This is a genomic window from uncultured Albimonas sp., from assembly GCF_963977235.1.
Classification (GTDB): domain Bacteria; phylum Pseudomonadota; class Alphaproteobacteria; order Rhodobacterales; family Rhodobacteraceae; genus Albimonas.
Map to the genome: position 1 here is coordinate 1 of NZ_CAXBOD010000040.1, position 18,271 is coordinate 18,271.

14 protein-coding genes are annotated in these 18,271 nt (G+C 70.8%); 6 read left to right on the plus strand and 8 right to left on the minus strand.

Annotation, left to right across the window (positions count from 1 at the left end; all coding sequences use genetic code 11):
* Positions 1 to 99: 99 nt before the first annotated feature.
* Positions 100 to 726: an exopolysaccharide biosynthesis protein gene (locus tag AAC134_RS16400; protein ID WP_339950196.1), complete on the minus strand. Its 627-nt coding sequence runs from the start codon at positions 724 to 726 to the stop codon at positions 100 to 102.
* Positions 727 to 1,183: 457 nt separating this feature from the next.
* Between AAC134_RS16400 and AAC134_RS16405 the strand changes: the two genes are divergently transcribed.
* Together AAC134_RS16405 and AAC134_RS16410 are read left to right on the plus strand one after the other, a co-directional pair.
* On the plus strand, positions 1,184 to 2,395 hold the full coding sequence (locus tag AAC134_RS16405) for an aminotransferase class I/II-fold pyridoxal phosphate-dependent enzyme (RefSeq protein ID WP_339950197.1): 1,212 nt from the start codon (positions 1,184 to 1,186) through the stop codon (positions 2,393 to 2,395).
* Between the two features lie 81 nt (positions 2,396 to 2,476).
* Positions 2,477 to 5,182, plus strand: coding sequence for a DNA translocase FtsK (locus tag AAC134_RS16410; RefSeq protein ID WP_339950198.1), 2,706 nt, complete (start codon positions 2,477 to 2,479; stop codon positions 5,180 to 5,182).
* A 159-nt stretch (positions 5,183 to 5,341) separates the two neighbouring features.
* Here AAC134_RS16410 and AAC134_RS16415 read toward each other — a convergent pair whose 3' ends face one another.
* The 6 genes from AAC134_RS16415 to AAC134_RS16440 form a co-directional block, all read right to left on the minus strand.
* A complete protein-coding gene (locus AAC134_RS16415; protein WP_339950199.1) occupies positions 5,342 to 5,932 on the minus strand; it encodes a hypothetical protein in 591 nt (196 codons plus the stop codon).
* A gap of 19 nt (positions 5,933 to 5,951) precedes the next feature.
* Positions 5,952 to 6,260 (minus strand): hypothetical protein, encoded by a 309-nt coding sequence (locus AAC134_RS16420; RefSeq protein WP_339950200.1) that lies wholly within the window; start codon positions 6,258 to 6,260, stop codon positions 5,952 to 5,954.
* 124 nt (positions 6,261 to 6,384) lie between these two features.
* Positions 6,385 to 7,764, minus strand: a complete 1,380-nt coding sequence (locus AAC134_RS16425; RefSeq protein ID WP_339950202.1) for a TRAP transporter large permease — start codon at positions 7,762 to 7,764, stop codon at positions 6,385 to 6,387.
* 4 nt (positions 7,765 to 7,768) lie between these two features.
* Positions 7,769 to 8,494, minus strand: a complete 726-nt coding sequence (locus AAC134_RS16430; RefSeq protein ID WP_339950203.1) for a TRAP transporter small permease — start codon at positions 8,492 to 8,494, stop codon at positions 7,769 to 7,771.
* A gap of 206 nt (positions 8,495 to 8,700) precedes the next feature.
* Positions 8,701 to 9,702, minus strand: coding sequence for a DctP family TRAP transporter solute-binding subunit (locus AAC134_RS16435; protein WP_339950204.1), 1,002 nt, complete (start codon positions 9,700 to 9,702; stop codon positions 8,701 to 8,703).
* Between the two features lie 252 nt (positions 9,703 to 9,954).
* Positions 9,955 to 10,734 (minus strand): HAD-IA family hydrolase, encoded by a 780-nt coding sequence (locus AAC134_RS16440; protein WP_339950205.1) that lies wholly within the window; start codon positions 10,732 to 10,734, stop codon positions 9,955 to 9,957.
* 515 nt (positions 10,735 to 11,249) lie between these two features.
* Between AAC134_RS16440 and AAC134_RS16445 the strand changes: the two genes are divergently transcribed.
* Together AAC134_RS16445 and AAC134_RS16450 are read left to right on the plus strand one after the other, a co-directional pair.
* Complete coding sequence (locus AAC134_RS16445) at positions 11,250 to 12,821, plus strand: Re/Si-specific NAD(P)(+) transhydrogenase subunit alpha (RefSeq protein WP_339950206.1); 1,572 nt, start codon at positions 11,250 to 11,252, stop codon at positions 12,819 to 12,821.
* Positions 12,822 to 12,834: 13 nt separating this feature from the next.
* Positions 12,835 to 14,268 (plus strand): NAD(P)(+) transhydrogenase (Re/Si-specific) subunit beta, encoded by a 1,434-nt coding sequence (locus AAC134_RS16450; protein WP_339950207.1) that lies wholly within the window; start codon positions 12,835 to 12,837, stop codon positions 14,266 to 14,268.
* A gap of 220 nt (positions 14,269 to 14,488) precedes the next feature.
* On the opposite strand, the gene AAC134_RS16455 is transcribed toward AAC134_RS16450, so the two are convergent.
* On the minus strand, positions 14,489 to 14,743 hold the full coding sequence (locus tag AAC134_RS16455) for a DUF3253 domain-containing protein (protein ID WP_339950208.1): 255 nt from the start codon (positions 14,741 to 14,743) through the stop codon (positions 14,489 to 14,491).
* Positions 14,744 to 15,075: 332 nt separating this feature from the next.
* Between AAC134_RS16455 and AAC134_RS16460 the strand changes: the two genes are divergently transcribed.
* Both AAC134_RS16460 and AAC134_RS16465 read left to right on the plus strand, forming a co-directional pair.
* Entirely contained in the window at positions 15,076 to 17,388 is a 2,313-nt protein-coding gene (locus AAC134_RS16460; RefSeq protein ID WP_339950209.1) for a xanthine dehydrogenase family protein molybdopterin-binding subunit, read from the plus strand.
* Positions 17,389 to 17,440: 52 nt separating this feature from the next.
* Positions 17,441 to 18,271 (plus strand): metallophosphoesterase, encoded by an 831-nt coding sequence (locus tag AAC134_RS16465; protein ID WP_339950210.1) that lies wholly within the window; start codon positions 17,441 to 17,443, stop codon positions 18,269 to 18,271.

Sequence of the window (18,271 nt, forward strand, 5' to 3'; positions counted from 1 at the left end):
CGAGTCGCTCTGATCGGCATCAGCGACGGACGGCTCCGGAGAACAGGCGCTCGCGATGAGGGCCGGCGTCCCGCCCCGGGGCGCCTGGGGGCGGGCGGGTCAGGCGCCGCCTGTGGTCAGCAGGACCACGGGGGTGGCGATCACCAGGGCGATCACGGCGAAGGCGAGGCTGGCGAACAACCCGTCGCGCACGATGATCGAGATCGCCAGCAGCGCCACCGCGGCGCCGAGGAAGGAGGAGGTGAAGGGCACCAGCTCGAGCACCGGCATCGCCAGGCCGCAGAGCAGGCACAGGCCCAGCAGCAGGCGATCGAAGGGCGGGTTCACCAGCCGCGGCAGTCGGCGGCGGGTGCGCCGCTCGATCCAGGCGACGGGGCCGCGCAGCCAGTCGACCGCCTCGGACAGGCGGCGTCCCTCGATCCGCTGGCGGGTCAGGAAGCCGGGAAGCCAGACATGTCTGCGCCCCAGGAGCCCCGCCAGGCTGATCAGCGCGATGCTCAGGCCGCAGAGCGAGGACAGCAGCGGCACGCCCGAAAGCGGGGTGACCACCACCAGCGCAGGGACCAGCAGCAGGGTGACGTGCGACCGGCGGCCCACCGCCTCGACGATCTCGCCGGCGGAGGGGCGCTCCTGGCGCGCGATCTCCTCGATGCGGTCGAGGACGGTGGTGATCGGACCGGAGGTCCCGCTGGGGGGGGCCGAGCCGGCGTCGGCGGCGTGGGTCATCGAGGTCTCCGATTGCGGCGGGGGCGCTCGGGGTTCGATGTCGGCCGCATGGGGCGGGTTTCAAGGGGGGCGCGTGGGGCGAGCGTGGCGAAGGCGCGCGCCTTGCGGGGGGATCGGGCGGGCGGTCAAGCGCCCCGCCGGCCCCCGGACGCCGACGCCTGCGGGTCGGGGACGACGCTCGCGGCGGGCGGCGGCGGGGCCCTCGAGCGGGCCGCAATGCGCCGCGGGCGGGACCGTCGCGCCGGCGAGGCGCCTGACGCGGCGCCTCCTGCGCCGGCTCCGGGGGGCGCCGCCCGGGACTGGCGGGCCGCCCTGGCCGAGCGGCGCCGGGGCCACGCCCGGCGCCTTCGCTTCAGGGCGAGCATCCAAAACTGGACGCATCCCCCTGCCCAAGGTATCTTTTCATCGAACGAGGGCCGCGCCAAATGACGGCCCCGTCGGAATGAGGCCAGGCAAGATGCAGCAGCCCGAGCGATTCTCGGACCTGCCGGAGTACGCGTTTCCGCGTCTCCGGGCCCTGTTGGAGGGGACCCCCGCCGGCGGTCCCCTGCTGCCCATGTCGCTGGGCGAGCCGCGGCACCCGCTGCCTCCGTTCCTGGGCGAAGAGCTGGCGCGCCATCACGATCTCTTTGGCCGCTACCCCGCCAACGAAGGCTATCGCGAACTGCGCGAGGCGATCGCCGGCTGGCTGCGCACGCGCTTCGGTCTCGCCGAGGACCGCAGCGACCCCGAACGGCATGTCTTTCCGCTGAACGGGACGCGCGAGGGGCTGTTCGCCGCCTGCCTGGCGCTGGTTCCCGAGCGCAAGAACGGCCAGCGGCCGGCGGTGCTGATCCCCAATCCGTTCTACCAGTGCTACGCCGTCGCCGCGCTGGCGGCGGGGGCCGAGCCGATCTATGTGCCCGCCACGCCCGAAAGCGGCTTCCTGCCCGACTTCGAAAACCTGCCCGAGGAGCTGCTGGCCCGCACCGCGGCGGTCTACCTGTGCTCGCCCGCCAACCCGCAGGGGGTGGTGGCGGACATGGCGCGCTGGAAGGGGCTGATCGGGCTGGCGGAACGCCACGACTTCTTCGTCTTCGCCGACGAGTGCTATTCCGAGATCTGGCGCGAGGCGCCGCCGCCCTCGGCCCTGCAGGCCAGCCAGGAGATGGGCGCCGACCCCGAGCGGGTGCTGGCGTTCCATTCGCTGTCCAAGCGCTCGAACCTGCCGGGGCTGCGCTCGGGCTTCTGCGCGGGCGGGACCCGGACGATCGCGGCGATGCGCAAACTGCGCGCCTATGCCGGCGCGCCGCTGCCGGGGCCGATCCAGATGGCCTCGGCCGCGGTGTGGCGGGACGAGGCGCATGTGGACGCCTCGCGCGCGCTCTATCACGAGAAATTCGCCCTGGCGGACAGGATCCTGGGCAACATGGAGGGCTACCGGCCGCCCGAGGCCGGGTTCTTCCTGTGGATCGACGTCTCGGCGAAATGGGGGACTGGCGAGACCGCCGCCCTGCGCCTTTGGGAACAGACCGGGGTGCGGGTGCTGCCGGGCGCCTACCTCTCGCGTCCCTCGCCGGAGTGGCTGGGGGGCGGGGATCCGGGCGAGGCCTATATCCGGGCCGCGCTGGTGGAATCCGTGGACGACGTCGAGCGGGGTCTGACCCTGATCCGCGAGGCGCTCGGCTGAGACCGGCCGGCGCGCCGCCCGCCCCCGCGCTGAGGGGCGGGCCGGACGCGCGGCCGCAATGACAGGAAGACAGGCAGACAGATGGCGTTCTTCTCCCGCTCCGACCTCGACGACGACTTCGGCGGCCGCGACGCCTTCCTGCCGGAAAGCTGGTCCGAGGCCATCGGCCGCCGCTTCACCGAGGGCGCGGGCCTCGCGCTGTGCATCCTGGCGGTGATCGCGGCGGGCATGCTGGCCAGCTACGACCCCAACGATCCCAGCTTCTTCAACGCCTCCGAGGGGGCGCCGGCGAACTGGCTGGGGCTGCCGGGGGCGTATCTGGCCGATCCGCTGATGCGCACGCTGGGGCTGGCGGCCTGGTCGCTGGTGCTGCTGCCCGGCGTCTGGGGCTGGCGGCTGGTCACCCATGAGGGCGAGTGGCGGGCCTGGTCGCGGCTGCTGGTGGCGCCGGTGGCGATCCTGGTCGCGGCGGCCTGCCTGTCGGCGCATGTGCCGCCCGAGGCCTGGCCGCATCCCTACGGACTGGGCGGGCTGATCGGCGACGGCGCCGACCGCACGCTGGTCGCCTACATGCCCTGGGGGCTGGAGCTGTCGCTGCCGATCCTCTCGGTGGGCCTGATGCTCGCGACCCTGGCGCTGGGCGGGCTGGCGCTGGGCATGGACATGGCCGAGGCGGCCGAGCTGGCTCGCTGGCTGATCTCGGGCCTGGGCTGGGCGCTGCGCACCTCGCTGGGGCTGCTGGGCCTCGCGATGGGGGGCGCGGCGCGGCGGGTGGCCGGTCCGCGCTCGGCCCGCGTGGCGCCGCCGGAGCCCTACGGCGCCGCGCGGCGCGAGCCTGCGGGCGCCTTCGACGAGGAGGAGGAGGACGACGAGGACGAGCCGCCCCTGACCGCGCGCCCGCGCGGCCCGCGGCTGGGTTCGGCGCTCGACGACGCGCCTGCGGAGCGTCCCGCCCGCGCCGATCGCGAGCCGACCGTGCTGGACCGCATCCGGTCCGCCGCCAAGCGCATCGAGCCGGCGGCGATGTCCCGCCCGGCGCCGGAGCCGGTGGGGGACGAGGTCCTCTATGACGACGGCGACTACGAGGATGGCGACTACGACGGCGGTGACTACGACGCCGGGGACTACGACGCCCCCGCGCCCCGCGCCGCGGCGCCCGCGCCGGTCCCGCAGCCCCGCGCGGAAGTGGCCGTGCCGGCCCGCAAGGTCCCGGTCAGCCGCCGGGCCGAGGCCGAGGCGCAGCCGAAGTTCGAGTTCGACGACCTCTCGGAGGACGACGCCTGGTCCTGCCCGCCGTTGTCGCTGCTGCAGAGCCCGCGCGAGATCGCCCGGCCCCAGCACTCGACCGACGCGCTCGAGGAGAACGCCCGGATGCTCGAGGCGGTGCTGGACGACTACGGCATCCGCGGGGAGATCGTGAAGGTCTCGCCCGGGCCCGTGGTGACCATGTACGAGCTGGAGCCGGCGCCGGGCCTGAAAGCCTCGCGCGTGATCGGGCTTGCCGACGACATCGCGCGCTCGATGTCGGCGCTGGCCGCGCGCGTCTCGACCGTGCCGGGCCGCTCGATCATCGGCATCGAGCTGCCCAACGAGGTGCGCGAGAAGGTGCTGCTGCGCGAGCTGTTCGCCGCCCGCTCCTTCGGCGACGCCAAGGAAAAGCTGCTGATCGCGCTGGGCAAGGACATCGCCGGCGCCCCGATGGTGGCGAACCTGGCGCGGATGCCTCACCTGCTGATCGCGGGCACCACCGGCTCGGGCAAGTCGGTGGCGATCAACGTGATGATCCTGTCGCTTCTGTATCGGCTGTCGCCGAAGGAGTGCCGGATGATCATGATCGACCCCAAGATGCTGGAGCTGTCGGTCTACGACGGCATTCCGCACCTGCTGAGCCCGGTGGTGACGGACCCCAAGAAGGCGGTGGTCGCGCTGAAGTGGACGGTCGCCGAGATGGAGGACCGTTACCGCAAGATGTCGCGCATGGGCGTGCGCAACATCGAGGGCTACAACCAGCGGGTCCGCGACGCCCAGTCCCGCGGCGAGGCCTTCACCCGCTCGGTCCAGACCGGCTTTGACCCCGACACCGGCGAGCCGATCATCGAGACCCAGGAGTTCGAGCCCGAGGAGCTGCCCTTCATCGTCGTCGTGGTCGACGAGATGGCCGACCTGATGATGGTCGCGGGCAAGGAGATCGAGGCCTGCATCCAGCGCCTGGCGCAGATGGCGCGCGCGAGCGGCATCCACCTGATCATGGCGACCCAGCGGCCCTCGGTCGACGTCATCACCGGCACCATCAAGGCGAACTTCCCCACCCGGATCTCGTTCCAGGTGACGTCGAAGATCGACAGCCGGACGATTCTCGGGGAGCAGGGCGCCGAGCAGCTGCTGGGCATGGGCGACATGCTCTACATGGCCGGCGGCGGTCGGGTGACGCGCGTGCACGGGCCCTTCGTCTCGGACGAGGAGGTCGAGGAGGTGGTGATGCACCTCAAGGCCCAGGGCGAGCCCGCCTATCTGAGCGGGGTCACCGACGGACCGGACGAGGAGCAGGCCTCCGACATCGACGCGGTGCTGGGGCTGGGCTCTGGCGACGACACCGAGGCGGATCTCTACGACCGTGCGGTGGCGATCGTGGCGCGGGACCGCAAGTGCTCGACCTCCTACATCCAGCGCAAGCTCGCCATCGGCTACCAGCGCGCCGCGAGGCTGGTGGAGCAGATGGAGGAGCAGGGCGTGGTGACGCCCGCCAACAAGGTCGGCAAGCGCGAGATCCTGGTCGGCGAGGTCTGAGGAAGCGCCGCGTCGGGCGGCGCGCCCCTTGCGGGCGTCCGGCCCGCGGCGCACGGCGGGCGGAGGCGCCTGGGAGGGGCCTCGCGAGGCGGGGCTCGCTTGGCCGGCGCGCTGCGCGCGGGCGGCTGCGCCGCCGGGCCCGGGGGGGAGCGGCGGGCCTCAGAGGGTGAGGTGGCGCCAGGCGATCCAGCCGGCCTCGCCGAGCACCGCGAGCGCGGCGAAGACGGCGTGGAAGCGGGGGGAGCGGCTGCGGATGGCGATGGCGGCCAGCACGATCAGCCCGCCCTGCTTGACCAGGTAGACCGCGCCCAGCTGCCGCATGTGCGCCGGGCCCTTGAGCCAGCTGTCGGACAGGTCGACGCAGGCCAGCGCGATCAGGAACCCGAAGACCAGCCCGCGGCGGGCGATCAGGTAGGCGCGGTGGGAGCCGTAGTCGCGCAGGTCGTCAGGGAACAGCAGCGCAGCCATGAAGAAGTGCAGCGCCCCGTAGGCGACCAGGAACACGTAGCGCTCGAACGACCAGACGGTCGCCGAGGCCCAGGCCAGCTCGAACCACCAGAAATGCAGCAGGGCCAGCACCAGCCAGGTGGCCCAGGCCAGATGCTCGAAGCTGGCGCGCTCCCGGTCGGGGTGCTGCACGAAGCGGGCGAATCCGGCGAGGATGCGCGCCAGGCCGAGGCTGGTGACCATGCCCACCACCACGCGCACGTGGTTGAACAGCTGCTCGGGCGCGGGGAGCGGGTCGGTCATAGGGACAGGGCTTCGCGGCTCAGCCGCCCTTGTAGCCGTGCATCCGCATGCAGGTGTCGATCAGGTCGGCCTGCTCCATGCCCCGGGCCACGCCCGAGGACACCGCGTCCGAGATCATGTCCGAGTTCTTCTGGTGGCGCGGCGGCAGCGTCGCGCCGGCGTTGGCGGTGGCGAGCTCGGCCTGGTACTGGCAGCCGGCGTAATCCAGCTTCATCTCGTCATGGGCGACGTTGGGCTTCTTGTAGCTCGGCTCGGGCAGGGCGCAGGCGGAGACGGCGAGCGCCCCGAGGAGGACTGCGGACAGGGTGGCGCGTCGGTGGAAGGTCATGGCGGCGGCTCGCTCCGTCAGTTGATCTCGCACGCAGGCTAGCATGCGGAGGCGGAGCGGACGAGCGACGTTTCCCCCTGCCTCGGAGCCGCGGCCCGGCGCGAGGGGCGCCGGGCCGGCAGGGTCAGCGGGTGATCAGCTCCGGGCCCATGAAGTAGGTGGGCAGGAAGGTGCTGAGGCCGGGGATGTAGGTGACCATGATCAGGAAGATGAAGAGGATGCCCAGCCACGGCAGGGCCGCCTTCACCACGTCCCACATCGGCATGCCCGCGACGCCAGAGGTCACGAACAGGTTCAGGCCGACGGGGGGCGTGATCATGCCGATCTCCATGTTCACCACCATGATGATGCCGAGGTGGATCGGGTCGATCCCGAGGCTGATGGCGATGGGGAAGACCAGCGGGGCGACGATGATGATCAGGCCCGAGGGCTCCATGAACTGACCGCCGATCAGCAGGATCAGGTTCACGATCACCAGGAACATGATCGGCCCGAAGCCCGCGTCCAGCATCGAGTTGGCGATCGACTGGGGGATCTGCTCGTCGGTCAGGACGTGCTTGAGGATCAGCGCGTTGGCGATGATGAACAGCAGGGTCACCGTCAGCTTGCCGCCCTCGAACAGCGCGTCGCGGGTGTCGGGGTGGACCCAGGCCGTCACCAGCGTCCAGGGCTTGCGCAGGAACGAGATCGGCGAGGCCCCCTCGCCCACCCCCTTCAGCGGGCCCATGTCGCGGTAGATGAAGTTGGCGATCAGGAAGGCGTAGATCGCGGCGACGGCCGCGGCCTCGGTCGGGGTGAAGATGCCGCCGTAGATGCCGCCCAGGATGATCACGATCAGGAACAGGCCCCAGCCGGCGTCGCGGGCCGAGGCGAAGACCTCGCCCCAGCCCAGCCACTCGCCCTTGGGCAGGTTCTGCACGCGGGCCGCGACGTAGATGCCGACCATCAGCATCAGGCCCGCCACCAGACCCGGGATCACGCCCGCGAGGAACATGCGCCCGACCGAGACGTCGGTGGCGGCCGCGTAGACCACCATGACGATCGAGGGGGGGATCAGGATCCCCAGCGTGCCGGCGTTGCAGATCACGCCGGCCGCGAAGCTTTTCGTGTAGCCGACCTGCTGCATGCCGGCGATGACGATGCCGCCGATGGCGACCACCGTGGCGGGCGAGGAGCCCGAGAGCGCGGCGAACAGCATGCAGGCGAAGACGCCGGCGATGGCCAGCCCCCCGCGGAACTGGCCCACGCAGGCGATCGAGAAGCGGATGATCCGGGACGCCACCCCGCCCGTCGACATGAAGGTCGAGGCGAGCACGAAGAACGGGATCGCCAGCAGCGTGTAGTGGCCGGCCATGCCGTTGTAGAGGGTCTGGGCGATCGAGGCGAGCGAGCTGTCCGACAGCGTCAGCAGGAACAGCGTCGAGGAGATGCCCAGCGCCACCGCGATCGGCACGCCGATCAGCAGGAGGCCGATGACGACCGCGAAGAGGATCGCGACTTCCATGCTCTCAGCGCTCCTTCGGGTCGGGGTGGCGGGGGGCGACGGGGTCCCCCGGCTCGGGGATGGCGTGGTGGGCGCGGGCGTCCTCGACCGCCTCCTCGACCTCGTGGGAGGCGATCAGGCTGGCGCGGTCGCCCACGATCAGCTCCCAGCCGGCCTGGGCGAAGCGCAGCACCAGCAGCAGCATCGAGACCGGCAGGATCACGTAGGGGACCAGGCGGGGCAGCTTCTCGTAGGCCTCGCCCTCGTTGAACCACTGCGCGAACAGCGGGTTGAGGAAGGCGGGCATGGGCACGTCGTTGAGCTCGTACCAGCCCTGCCCGCGGGAGTCGGCGAAGCCGGTGGGGAACCAGCGCCCGGTGGTGGCGTTCATCTCGCCGTAGGGGGCCCAGAAGTCCCAGGCGCCCTTCAGCAGCAGCAGCGCGAAGACCAGGCAGATGGCGGCGGCGATCAGCGACATCGCCCGGCGCACGGGGGGCGAGACGATGTTGATCACCGCGTCGACCCCGAGATGGGCGGTGACCTTCACGCAGTAGCTGGCCCCCAGCAGGACCAGCCAGGCGAACAGGAACGAGGTCGTCTCGAGCGCCCACAGAATGTTGGAATTGAACACGTATCGCGCGACGACATTGGCGAAGGTGATCAGCGTCATGGCGCCCAGGATCGCGGCGATCAGCGTCTCTTCGACAGCATTGATCGCGCGGCCGGCAGGCGTGCGGGCCTTGTGTTGCATGGGGCCTCCCCCCCTTGGTCGCGGCGGCGCGCGGCGCCGGCAGGGCGCGCGTCCGGCCGCGGGAACCGGTGCGCGCCGGGGCCTCCTCCTCCCAGGGGGCCGCGGCGCCGGTCGGCGCCGTCCCGGCCGGGCGGACCGGTCGGGGCGGGCTTGCGATGCGGGCGGTTCGCCCCCGGCCCGGCGAGCGGGCGGGGGCGTCCGGCCTCTTACATGCTGGCGTTGATCTTCTGAGCGGCCTCGATGTTCTCGGCCCCCACGTCGGCCTCGAACTCGGCCCAGACGGGCTTCATCGCGTCGACCCAGGCCTGGCGCTGCTCTTCGGACAGCTGGCGAACCTCGCCGCCGGCGTCGACGATCGACTGCTTGGCTTCCTCGTTGACCTGGAAGCTGTCGCCGTTCCGCTCGGCCGTCACCTCGTCGAGGATGGTCAGGAACTGGTCGCGCACGTCGGCGTCGAGCCCCTCGAGCCAGTCGACCGAGGTCACCACCAGATAGTCGATGACGCCGTGGTTGGTCTCGGTGGTGCCGTCCTGCACCTCGAAGAACTTCTGGCCGTAGACGTTGGACCAGGTGTTCTCCTGCCCGTCGACGACGCCGGTCTGCAGGGCGCCGTAGACCTCGGAGAAGGCCATCGCCTGCGGGTTGGCGTCGAGCGCTGCGAACTGCGCCTTGAGCACCTCGGAGGGCTGCACGCGGAACTTCAGGCCCTTGGCGTCCGAGGGCAGCAGCAGCGGCTTGTTGGCCGAGATCTGCTTCATGCCGTTGTGCCAGTAGGACAGGCCCTGCAGGCCGCGGCGCTGCATGGAATCCAGCAGGCCCTGGCCGGTCTCAGAGGCCTGGAAGGCGTCGACCGCGTCGATGTTCTTGAACATGAACGGCAGATCGAAGATCCGGAACTTCTTGGTGAAGGTCTCGAACTTCGACAGCGACGGCGCGGCGAGCTGGACGTCGCCGTTCAGCATCGCCTCGAGCACCTGGTCGTCGTTGTAGAGCGACGAGTTGCCGTAGACCTCCATGCAGGCCTTGCCGTCCATCTCCGCGTTCACCCGCTCCTGCAGGAGCGAGGCGGCGATGCCTTTGGGGTGCTTGTCGGTGTTGGTGACGTGGCTGAACTTGATGACCATCTCGCCCGCGTCGCAAGCGGCGTGAGCGGCGGTCGTCATCATCAGCGCCGCCGCGGCGGTGGCGGCGATCTTGAGAAAGCGCATGTCTGTTCCTCCCTGTGGTGCCCGAATGCGCAAGGGACCGGACCGCAGCCTAGGCGGCGGTTGGTGCGGCGTAAATGACGTTTCCGAGACGAAATCAACCGCCATGTCGCCGGGCGCGCAATAATCGGGGTCCCGTTCCGCAGGGTGACGCGGCAGGTTCGCAGGCAGAGTGCGGAAGGGGTCGATCCGGCAAGGGTCGCCCCGCCCCGACGCAACAAGATTGCCAGGGCGGCGCGGGGAGCGGGCTGGGCCTCAGGCCACCGCGCCCTCGCCGTTGCACTGGCAGGCGTGCCAGACCTGCAGGGCGTCGGCGGTGACGTGGAAGAAGGGGCCGGCCTCGCCCGAGAGGACCTCGAAGGGGGTGTGCGGCTCGCCGAGATCGCTCAGCACCAGCAGGGCGCCCGAGAAATCCTCGCTCCGGGTGTAGAGGCCGGGCGCCGCCAGCACCTCGAGCCCGGCGCCGCGGGCCGAGGCGACGCCGCGGGCGCTGTCCTCGATGGCCACCGCGGCCTCGGGCGGGACGCCCAGGCGCTGCAGGGTCAGGCGGTAGGGAGCGGGATCGGGCTTCGAGGTCTCGACGTCCTCGCGGGTGACCACGGCGGCGAACCAGTCCAGCGCCTCGAAGCCGAAGGCGTTGAGAATCAGCGCCTCGAACGTCTCGCGCGAGGCGGTGGTGCAGGCCGCGAGCTTGATGCCCGAGGAGCGCAGATCCTCCAGCAGGCGGGCGACGCCGGGGCGCAGGGCGGCCCCCTCCTCCATCATCGAGAGGAACAGGGCGGACTTGCGGTCATGGATCCGCTCGAAGTCTCCGGCATGCTCCATCGTCACGAGGTCGCGGGGGCGCTGGGTCTCGGCGTAATGGCGCATGCGCGCGAGTCCGCCCTCGACCGCCAGCAGGTCGAAGTAGCGCTCGCGGTCCCAGGACCAGTCGAGCCCGGCCTCGGCGAAGGCGGCGTTGAAGGCGGCGCGGTGCAGTTCCTCGGTCTCGGCGAGGGTTCCGTCGACGTCGAAGATCACGGCCTTGAGGGTCATGGCGGGGAAGTCCTTCGGCTGGGCGGACGCCGCAGGGGCTGGCGCCGGTCGCGTCCTGCGTGGGGAACAGGACGGACGATGCTGGCGGCCGCTCGATGTGCGGGTCCGGTCGGATCGGTGCGCGGGCGTGAACACGATGCCCGCGGTTCGCGACAGGTCGATGACGGGGCGGGCGTTCGGTAAGGAATGCGAACTTAGCGCCCAATTCTCGCCATGATACAGTCTGCACGGCGCCGCGTCGACTCCTTCGCATTCGCGAGGCGGCGTGGAATGCGGCGAATCCGATGCGTTCGGGTGCGTTCGGGCGGGCGCCCGGGCGCCGCGCGGGGCCGAAGCCGCCGGCCGCGAAGCGCCGCGGCGAACGGCCGCGCAATAATCTTGCGCAATCGGGGCTTCCGACGTCTTGCCTGTTACGCGAGACTCGGCCAAACCGACGGTGGACAAAGCGGCGCCCGGAAGGTCTGTTCCCCTTCCGGGCGCCGTCGCGTCCGGAGGAGAACATGGAGGAGGGACGCATGAGGATCGGCGCCCCAGCTGAGATCTTCGAGGGCGAAAAGCGGGTCGCCCTCACGCCCGAGAGCGCAAAGCGCCTGCAGAAGCTGGGCTACGAGTGCCTGGTGCAGAGCGGCGCGGGCGAAGCCGCGAGCTTCACCGACGCGGCGTATGCCGAGGCCGGGGTCACGGTCGTCGAGACCGCCGCCGACCTGTGGAGCCAGGCCGACGTCATCGTCAAGGTGCGCGGCCCGTCCGACGAAGAGGTCGCCGCGGCGCCCGAGGGCAAGACCCTGATCTGCTTCGTCTGGCCCGCCCAGAACGAGGAGCTTCTGGCGGCGCTGAACGCCAAGCGGCTGACCGTGCTGGCGATGGACATGGTCCCGCGCATCAGCCGGGCCCAGAAGATGGACGCGCTGTCGTCGATGGCCAACATCGGCGGCTATCGCGCGGTGGTCGAGGCCGCCAACAACTTCGGCCGCTTCTTCACCGGCCAGATCACCGCGGCGGGCAAGGTGCCCCCGGCCAAGATCCTGGTGGTGGGCGCGGGCGTCGCGGGTCTCGCGGCCATCGGCGCGGCCCAGGCCATGGGCGCCGTGGTGCGCGCCTTCGACGTGCGCCCCGAGGTGGCCGAGCAGATCGAGTCGATGGGCGCCGAGTTCCTGTTCCTCGACTTCGAGGACAGCCAGGACGGCGCGGGAACCGGCGGCTACGCGGCCCCCTCGAGCCCTGAGTTCCGCGAGAAGCAGCTCGAGCTGTTCCGCGCCCAGGCGCCCGAGGTCGACATCGTCATCACCACCGCCCTCATCCCCGGCCGGCCTGCGCCGAAGCTGTGGACCGAGGACATGGTCCACGCGATGAAGAATGGCTCGGTCATCGTCGACCTCGCCGCCGAGCGCGGCGGCAACTGCGACCTGACCGTGCCCGACGACAAGATCGTCACCGAGAACGGCGTCACCATCATCGGCTACACGGATTTCCCGAGCCGGATGGCGACCCAGGCCTCGAACCTCTACGGTACCAACATCGCCCACATGATGGCGGACCTGACGCCCGAGAAGGACGGTCAGACCAACGTCAACATGGACGACGACGTGATCCGCGGCTCGACCGTGTGCCACGAGGGCGAGATCACCTATCCCCCGCCGCCTCCCAAGGTGAAGGCCATCGCGGCCCAGAAGCCCAAGGAGAAGGTCAAGGAGCCGACCCCCGAGGAGAAGCGCGCCGCCGAGGTGGCCGCCTTCAAGAAGCAGACCCGCAGCCAGGTCACGCTGCTGGCGGTGGGCGCGGCGCTGCTGCTGGGCGTGGGGCTGGTCGCGCCTGCGAGCTTCATGCAGCACTTCATCGTCTTCGTGCTGTCGGTCTTCGTGGGCTTCCAGGTGATCTGGGGCGTGGCGCATTCGCTGCACACGCCGCTGATGGCGGTGACCAACGCGATCTCCTCGATCATCATCCTGGGCGCGCTGATGCAGATCGGCTCGGGCTCGTGGATCGTGATCGTGCTGGCGGCGCTGTCGGTGTTCATGGCCGGCATCAACATCTTCGGCGGCTTCCTCGTCACCCGGCGCATGCTCGCCATGTTCCAGAAATCGTAAGGGAGGCGAGAACATGGACTACGGATTCTCGACCGCGGCCTATGTGGTCGCGGCGGTTCTCTTCATCCTGTCGCTGGGCGGCCTGTCGAACCAGGAGAAGGCCAAGCGCGCGGTCTGGTACGGCATCGCGGGCATGGGCCTGGCGGTGGCGGCGACGCTGGTGGGCCCGGGCTCGGGCCTGTGGCTGATGTCGGTCGCGCTGATCGCGGGCGGCGGCGTCATCGGCTTCATCGTCGCCAAGCGCGTGCAGATGACCGAGATGCCCCAGCTGGTCGCGGCCATGCACTCGCTGGTGGGTCTGGCCGCGGTCTTCGTGGGCTACAACGCCCATGTCGAGCTGGGCCGGGTCCTGGCGATGGACCCCGCCGCCCATGAGGGGCTGAAGGGCTTTGCGGCGCTGCTGGCGCACAAGACTTCGGTGGAGATCTCGATCCTGCGGGTCGAGCTGTTCCTGGGCGTGTTCATCGGCGCGATCACCTTCACCGGCTCGGTCGTGGCGTATGGCAAGTTGGCGGGCAAGGTGACCTCGGCGGCCAAGAAGCTGCCGGGCGGGCATGTGCTGAACGCCTCGGCGGCCGCGATCTCGGTGCTGTCGCTGATCTGGTACTTCAACTCCGGCGGGCTGCTGCCGCTGCTGATCATGACGCTCTGCGCGCTGTTCATCGGCTACCACCTGATCATGGGCATCGGCGGCGCCGACATGCCGGTGGTGGTGTCGATGCTCAACTCCTATTCGGGGTGGGCGGCGGCGGCGATCGGCTTCAGCCTCGGCAACGATCTGCTGATCGTGGTCGGCGCGCTGGTGGGCAGTTCCGGCGCGATCCTCAGCTACATCATGTGCAAGGCGATGAACCGGCACTTCGTCTCGGTGATCCTGGGCGGCTTCGGCGGCGCCTCGGGGCCGGCGATGGAGGTCGAGGGCGAGATGATCTCGATCGACGCCGACGGCGTCGCCTCGGCGCTGGAGGAGGCGGACTCGATCATCGTGGTGCCCGGCTACGGCATGGCCGTGGCCCAGGCGCAGCAGTCGGTGAGCGAGCTGACCCGCAAGATGCGCGCGGCGGGCAAGGACTTCCGCTTCGCCATCCACCCGGTCGCGGGGCGTCTGCCGGGGCACATGAACGTGCTGCTGGCCGAGGCCAAGGTCCCCTACGACATCGTCCTGGAGATGGACGAGATCAACGAGGACTTCCCCGAGACCGACGTGGTGATCATCATCGGCGCGAACGACATCGTGAACCCCGCGGCGCAGGACGACCCGAACTCTCCCATCGCCGGCATGCCGGTGCTGGAGGTGTGGAAGGCCAAGAACGTGTTCGTGTCCAAGCGCGGCGCGGGCACCGGCTACTCGGGGATCGAGAACCCGCTGTTCTTCAAGGACAACACGCGGATGTTCTACGGCGACGCCAAGGCCTCGATCGACGCGCTGCTGGCCAAGCTGGGCTGAGCGGCGCCCGACGGGCGAAAACGGAACGCGCCGCGCATCGCCGGATGCGCGGCGCGTTCGCGTGAAAGGGGGGCGGTCTGCGGGCGCCCTGCGGGCGGGCCTGGCTGCATCGCGGTCGCTGGGGCGGGGGACCGGCTGGCCCCGGCGCCTCCGGCGGGCTCCCGGCCCACCCGAGAACAGGCGCCGTCGGGGGCGCCCGGGGCGGGCGTCGCGGGCGCGTCTAGTGCAGGGGGCGGGAGAGGCGGATCGGACCCTTTGCAGAGAGGGCGTCGACGGCCTTGCCCGACTGGGTGACGGAGATCAGGCCGTCGCGCTGCAGGCGGCTGGCCACCATGCGGACCCGGTCGAGGAGAGGACGCCAGTCGTCGGGAGACAGACGACGGGCCGCGTCCGAGGGGCAGAAGCTGCCGCCGGCGTCGTCGGCGCGCGCGAGCTCGAGCAATGTCTCGGCGATTCGGTCGTCGGTGGTGGTCATTTTGATTCGTTCCTCCCGGGGGCCGACACAATACCATCGCCGGCGGAGGGGCGCCCCGTCGCGGGCGCGCCCGGATTGACCCCTCGGGCGGCGCCGTCGATCCGGGGCGCGACCAGGTCGCGGACGGGAGGCTCGACGGCGCTGCGGGAAGGGCGACGAGGGGAGGCGACGGCGGCTTGCCTCCCACGCGCCGGAGAAATCCGGCCCGCCTTTATATGGACATCGGCGCCCGCGCGGCTAGGGTCGGGCCCGAAGGAATTCGCCCCGCGCCGCGGACGCCCCCCTCGGGGACGCTCCCCGTCTCCGCGGCGCCCGGGGCCCAGAAGCAAGGGATGATCGACATGGTGAAGTTCGGCGTCGCCCAGCCTGTAACCCGCAAGGAGGACCTGCGCCTGCTGACCGGCGGCGGCCGGTACGTCGACGACACCGCGCCCGAGGGCGCGGTCTGGGTGCAGTTCCTGCGCTCGCCCGTGGCCCACGCGCGGCTGACGAAGGTCGACGCCTCGGCCGCGCGCGAGACCGAGGGGGTGCTGGCGGTGTTCACGGCCGCCGACCTCGAGGGCAAGCTGCGCAATGCGATGGACGCGGGCGTGGTGCAGAACCGCGACGGCAGCTCGGGCGCCGCTCCGACCCGGCCGATCCTGGCGGCGGAGAAGGTGACCCATGTCGGCGAGGCGATCGCCGCGGTGGTCGCCGAGACCGCGATGCAGGCCCGCGACGCGGCCGAGCTGATCGAGGTCGACTTCGAGGAGCTGCCGGTCGCCTTCGACACCGCCCTGGCGCAGGAGCAGCCCGAGGTTCACCCCGACGTGGCTCCGAAGAACGTGGCCTTCGACTGGGCCTTCGGCGACGAGGCGGCCACGGAGCAGGCCTTTGCCGAGGCCGCCCATGTCGTCGAACTGCCGCTGATCAACAACCGCGTCATCGCCACCCCGATGGAGACCCGCGGCGCCTGGGCGGAGTGGGACGGCCAGAAGCTGCACGTCTCGACCAACGGCCAGGGCGTGTGGGGCCTCAAGCGGGAGCTGTCGAAGAAGATCGGCCTCGCGCCCGAGCAGGTGCGCATCACCAACCCCGACGTCGGCGGCGGCTTCGGGATGAAGGCGTTCAACTACCCCGAACACTTCGTCGTGGCGCTCGCGGCCAAGGAGCTGAACCGGCCGGCGCGCTGGATGGCCGACCGCTCGGAAGGCGCGATGACCGATGCGATGGGGCGCGACCATGTCACGATCGCGCGCGGCGCCTTCGACGCGGACCACAAGCTGCAGGCGATCCATTTCAGCGTGATCGCGGGGCTGGGCGCCTACAACTCGCCCTTCGGGCAGTACATCCCCTCCGAGGTCGCCAAGAACGTGCTGCCGGGCGTCTATGACGTGCAGATCGGCCTCTTTGAGGTGAAGGGCGTCTACACCAACACCTGCCCGGTGGATTCCTACCGCGGCGCCGGCCGGCCCGAAGCCATCTACCAGATCGAGCGGCTGATGGACGCCGCCGCCCGCCAGTTCGGCATGTCGCCGGCCGAGGTCCGCCGCAAGAGCTTCATCCCCAAGGACAAGTTCCCCTACAAGACGCTCGTCGGCCAGACCTACGACGTGGGCGACTTCGACCGGGTGCTGACCCGCTGCCTGAAGGAGGCCGACTGGGACGGGTTCGAGGCGCGCCGCGCCGAGAGCGCGAAGAAGGGGATGCTCCGCGGCCGGGGGCTCGCCACCTACATCGAGTCGATCCTCGGCGCCCAGAACGAGACCGCCAAGATCGAGTTTGCCGAGGACGGGGGCTACAACCTCTACGTCGGCACCCAGTCCAACGGGCAGGGGCACGAGACGGTCTACGCCCAGATCCTGCATGAGCGCTCGGGCCTGCCCTACGAGAAGATCCGGGTGATCCAGGGCGACAGCGACCTGATCAAGACCGGCGGCGGCACCGGCGGCTCGCGCTCGGTGACCATGCAGGGCAACGCGATCAACGCCGCCACCGACGATATGGTCGAGAAGTTCCGGCCGATGGCGGAGGAGGAGCTCGAGGTCTCCGGCGGGGATCTCGTCTTCGAGGAAGGCGCCTTCCGCGTGGCGGGCACCGACCGCGAGGTGACGCTGGAATCGCTGGGGACCAAGGCCCGCAGCCTCGGCAACCTCGAGATGCTGGTGCACGAGACCGAGAACACCGTGCCCGGCCGCTCCTTCCCCAACGGCTGCCACATCTGCGAGGTCGAGATCGACCCCGACACCGGCCACACGTCGGTGGTGAAATACACCGTGGTCGACGACTTCGGCCTGCTGATGAACCCGGTGCTGGCCATCGGCCAAGTGCACGGCGGCGTGGTGCAGGGCGTCGGCCAGGCGATCAACGAGCAGGTGGTCTACGACGAGAGCGGGCAGTTGCTGACCGCGACCTTCATGGATTATTCCCTGCCGCGCGCCTATGAGGTGCCCGACATGCCGTTCTTCCACGAGGGCACGCCCTCGACCGCCAACGCGATCGGCATGAAGGGCTGCGGCGAGGCCGGCACCGTCGGCGCGCTGGCCGCGGTGACGAACGCGGCGCTCGACGCGGTCTCGGCCGCGGGGGTGACGCATGTGGACATGCCGCTGACCCCGCAGCGGGTCTGGTCGTGGCTGAACGCCGCGAAGATCGCGGCGGAGTGAGCGAAGCCGCCGCGCGGCGCCTCCGCCGCGCGGCGACGAACCGGGGGGACGGATGATCGGATTCCTCAAGCGCCTGATGGGCGGCGGCGACGCCGCGCCCGCAGGCGGCAAGAAGGGCGTGAAGGCCAGGGGCGGGCAGGGCTTCGACGCGCCGCTCGAGATCGACATGCCGACCTATGCGATCGGCGACGTGCATGGCCGCGCCGACCTGCTGGAACGCCTGCTGGGCCGGATCAACGAGGACGCCCACGCCCGCGGCTATGAGGCCTGGCGGCTGGTGACCATGGGCGACTATGTCGACCGGGGCGAGCAGTCGGCCCAGGTGCTGGCGCGTCTGCGCGGACTGGTGCGCGGCGGCGGCTGGCAGGGCGGCCCGGCCGAGATCGTGGCGCTGCGCGGCAACCACGAGGAGATGATGCTCGCCTTTGCGGACGCACCGGCCGAGGCCGGCGGCCGCTGGCTGCGCAACGGCGGCCTGCAGACGCTGATGAGTTACGAGGTGGGCGGCGTCTCGCCCACCGCCGACGGCGAGGCGCTGGTCGAGGTCGCCGCCCGCTTCGCCGCGGTCGCCGGCCCCGACCTCGAGATGGTGCGCGAGCTGCCGGCCTGGGCGCGCTTCGGAACGGTGCTGTTCGCCCATGCCGGCGCCGACCCCGAAGCGCCGCCCGAGCTGCAGTCCGAGCGGACGATGACCTGGGGCGTCTCGCGCTTCTTCTCGATCCCGCGCAAGGACGGGCTGTGGGTGGTCTACGGTCACTATGTGGTCGACGAGGCCGGCCACGCCGGCGGACGCATCGCGGTGGACACCGGGGCCTACTACTCGCACGTGCTCTCGGCCGTGCGGCTGGAGACCGGGGCGGAGCCGGCGTTCCTGACCTCCTGA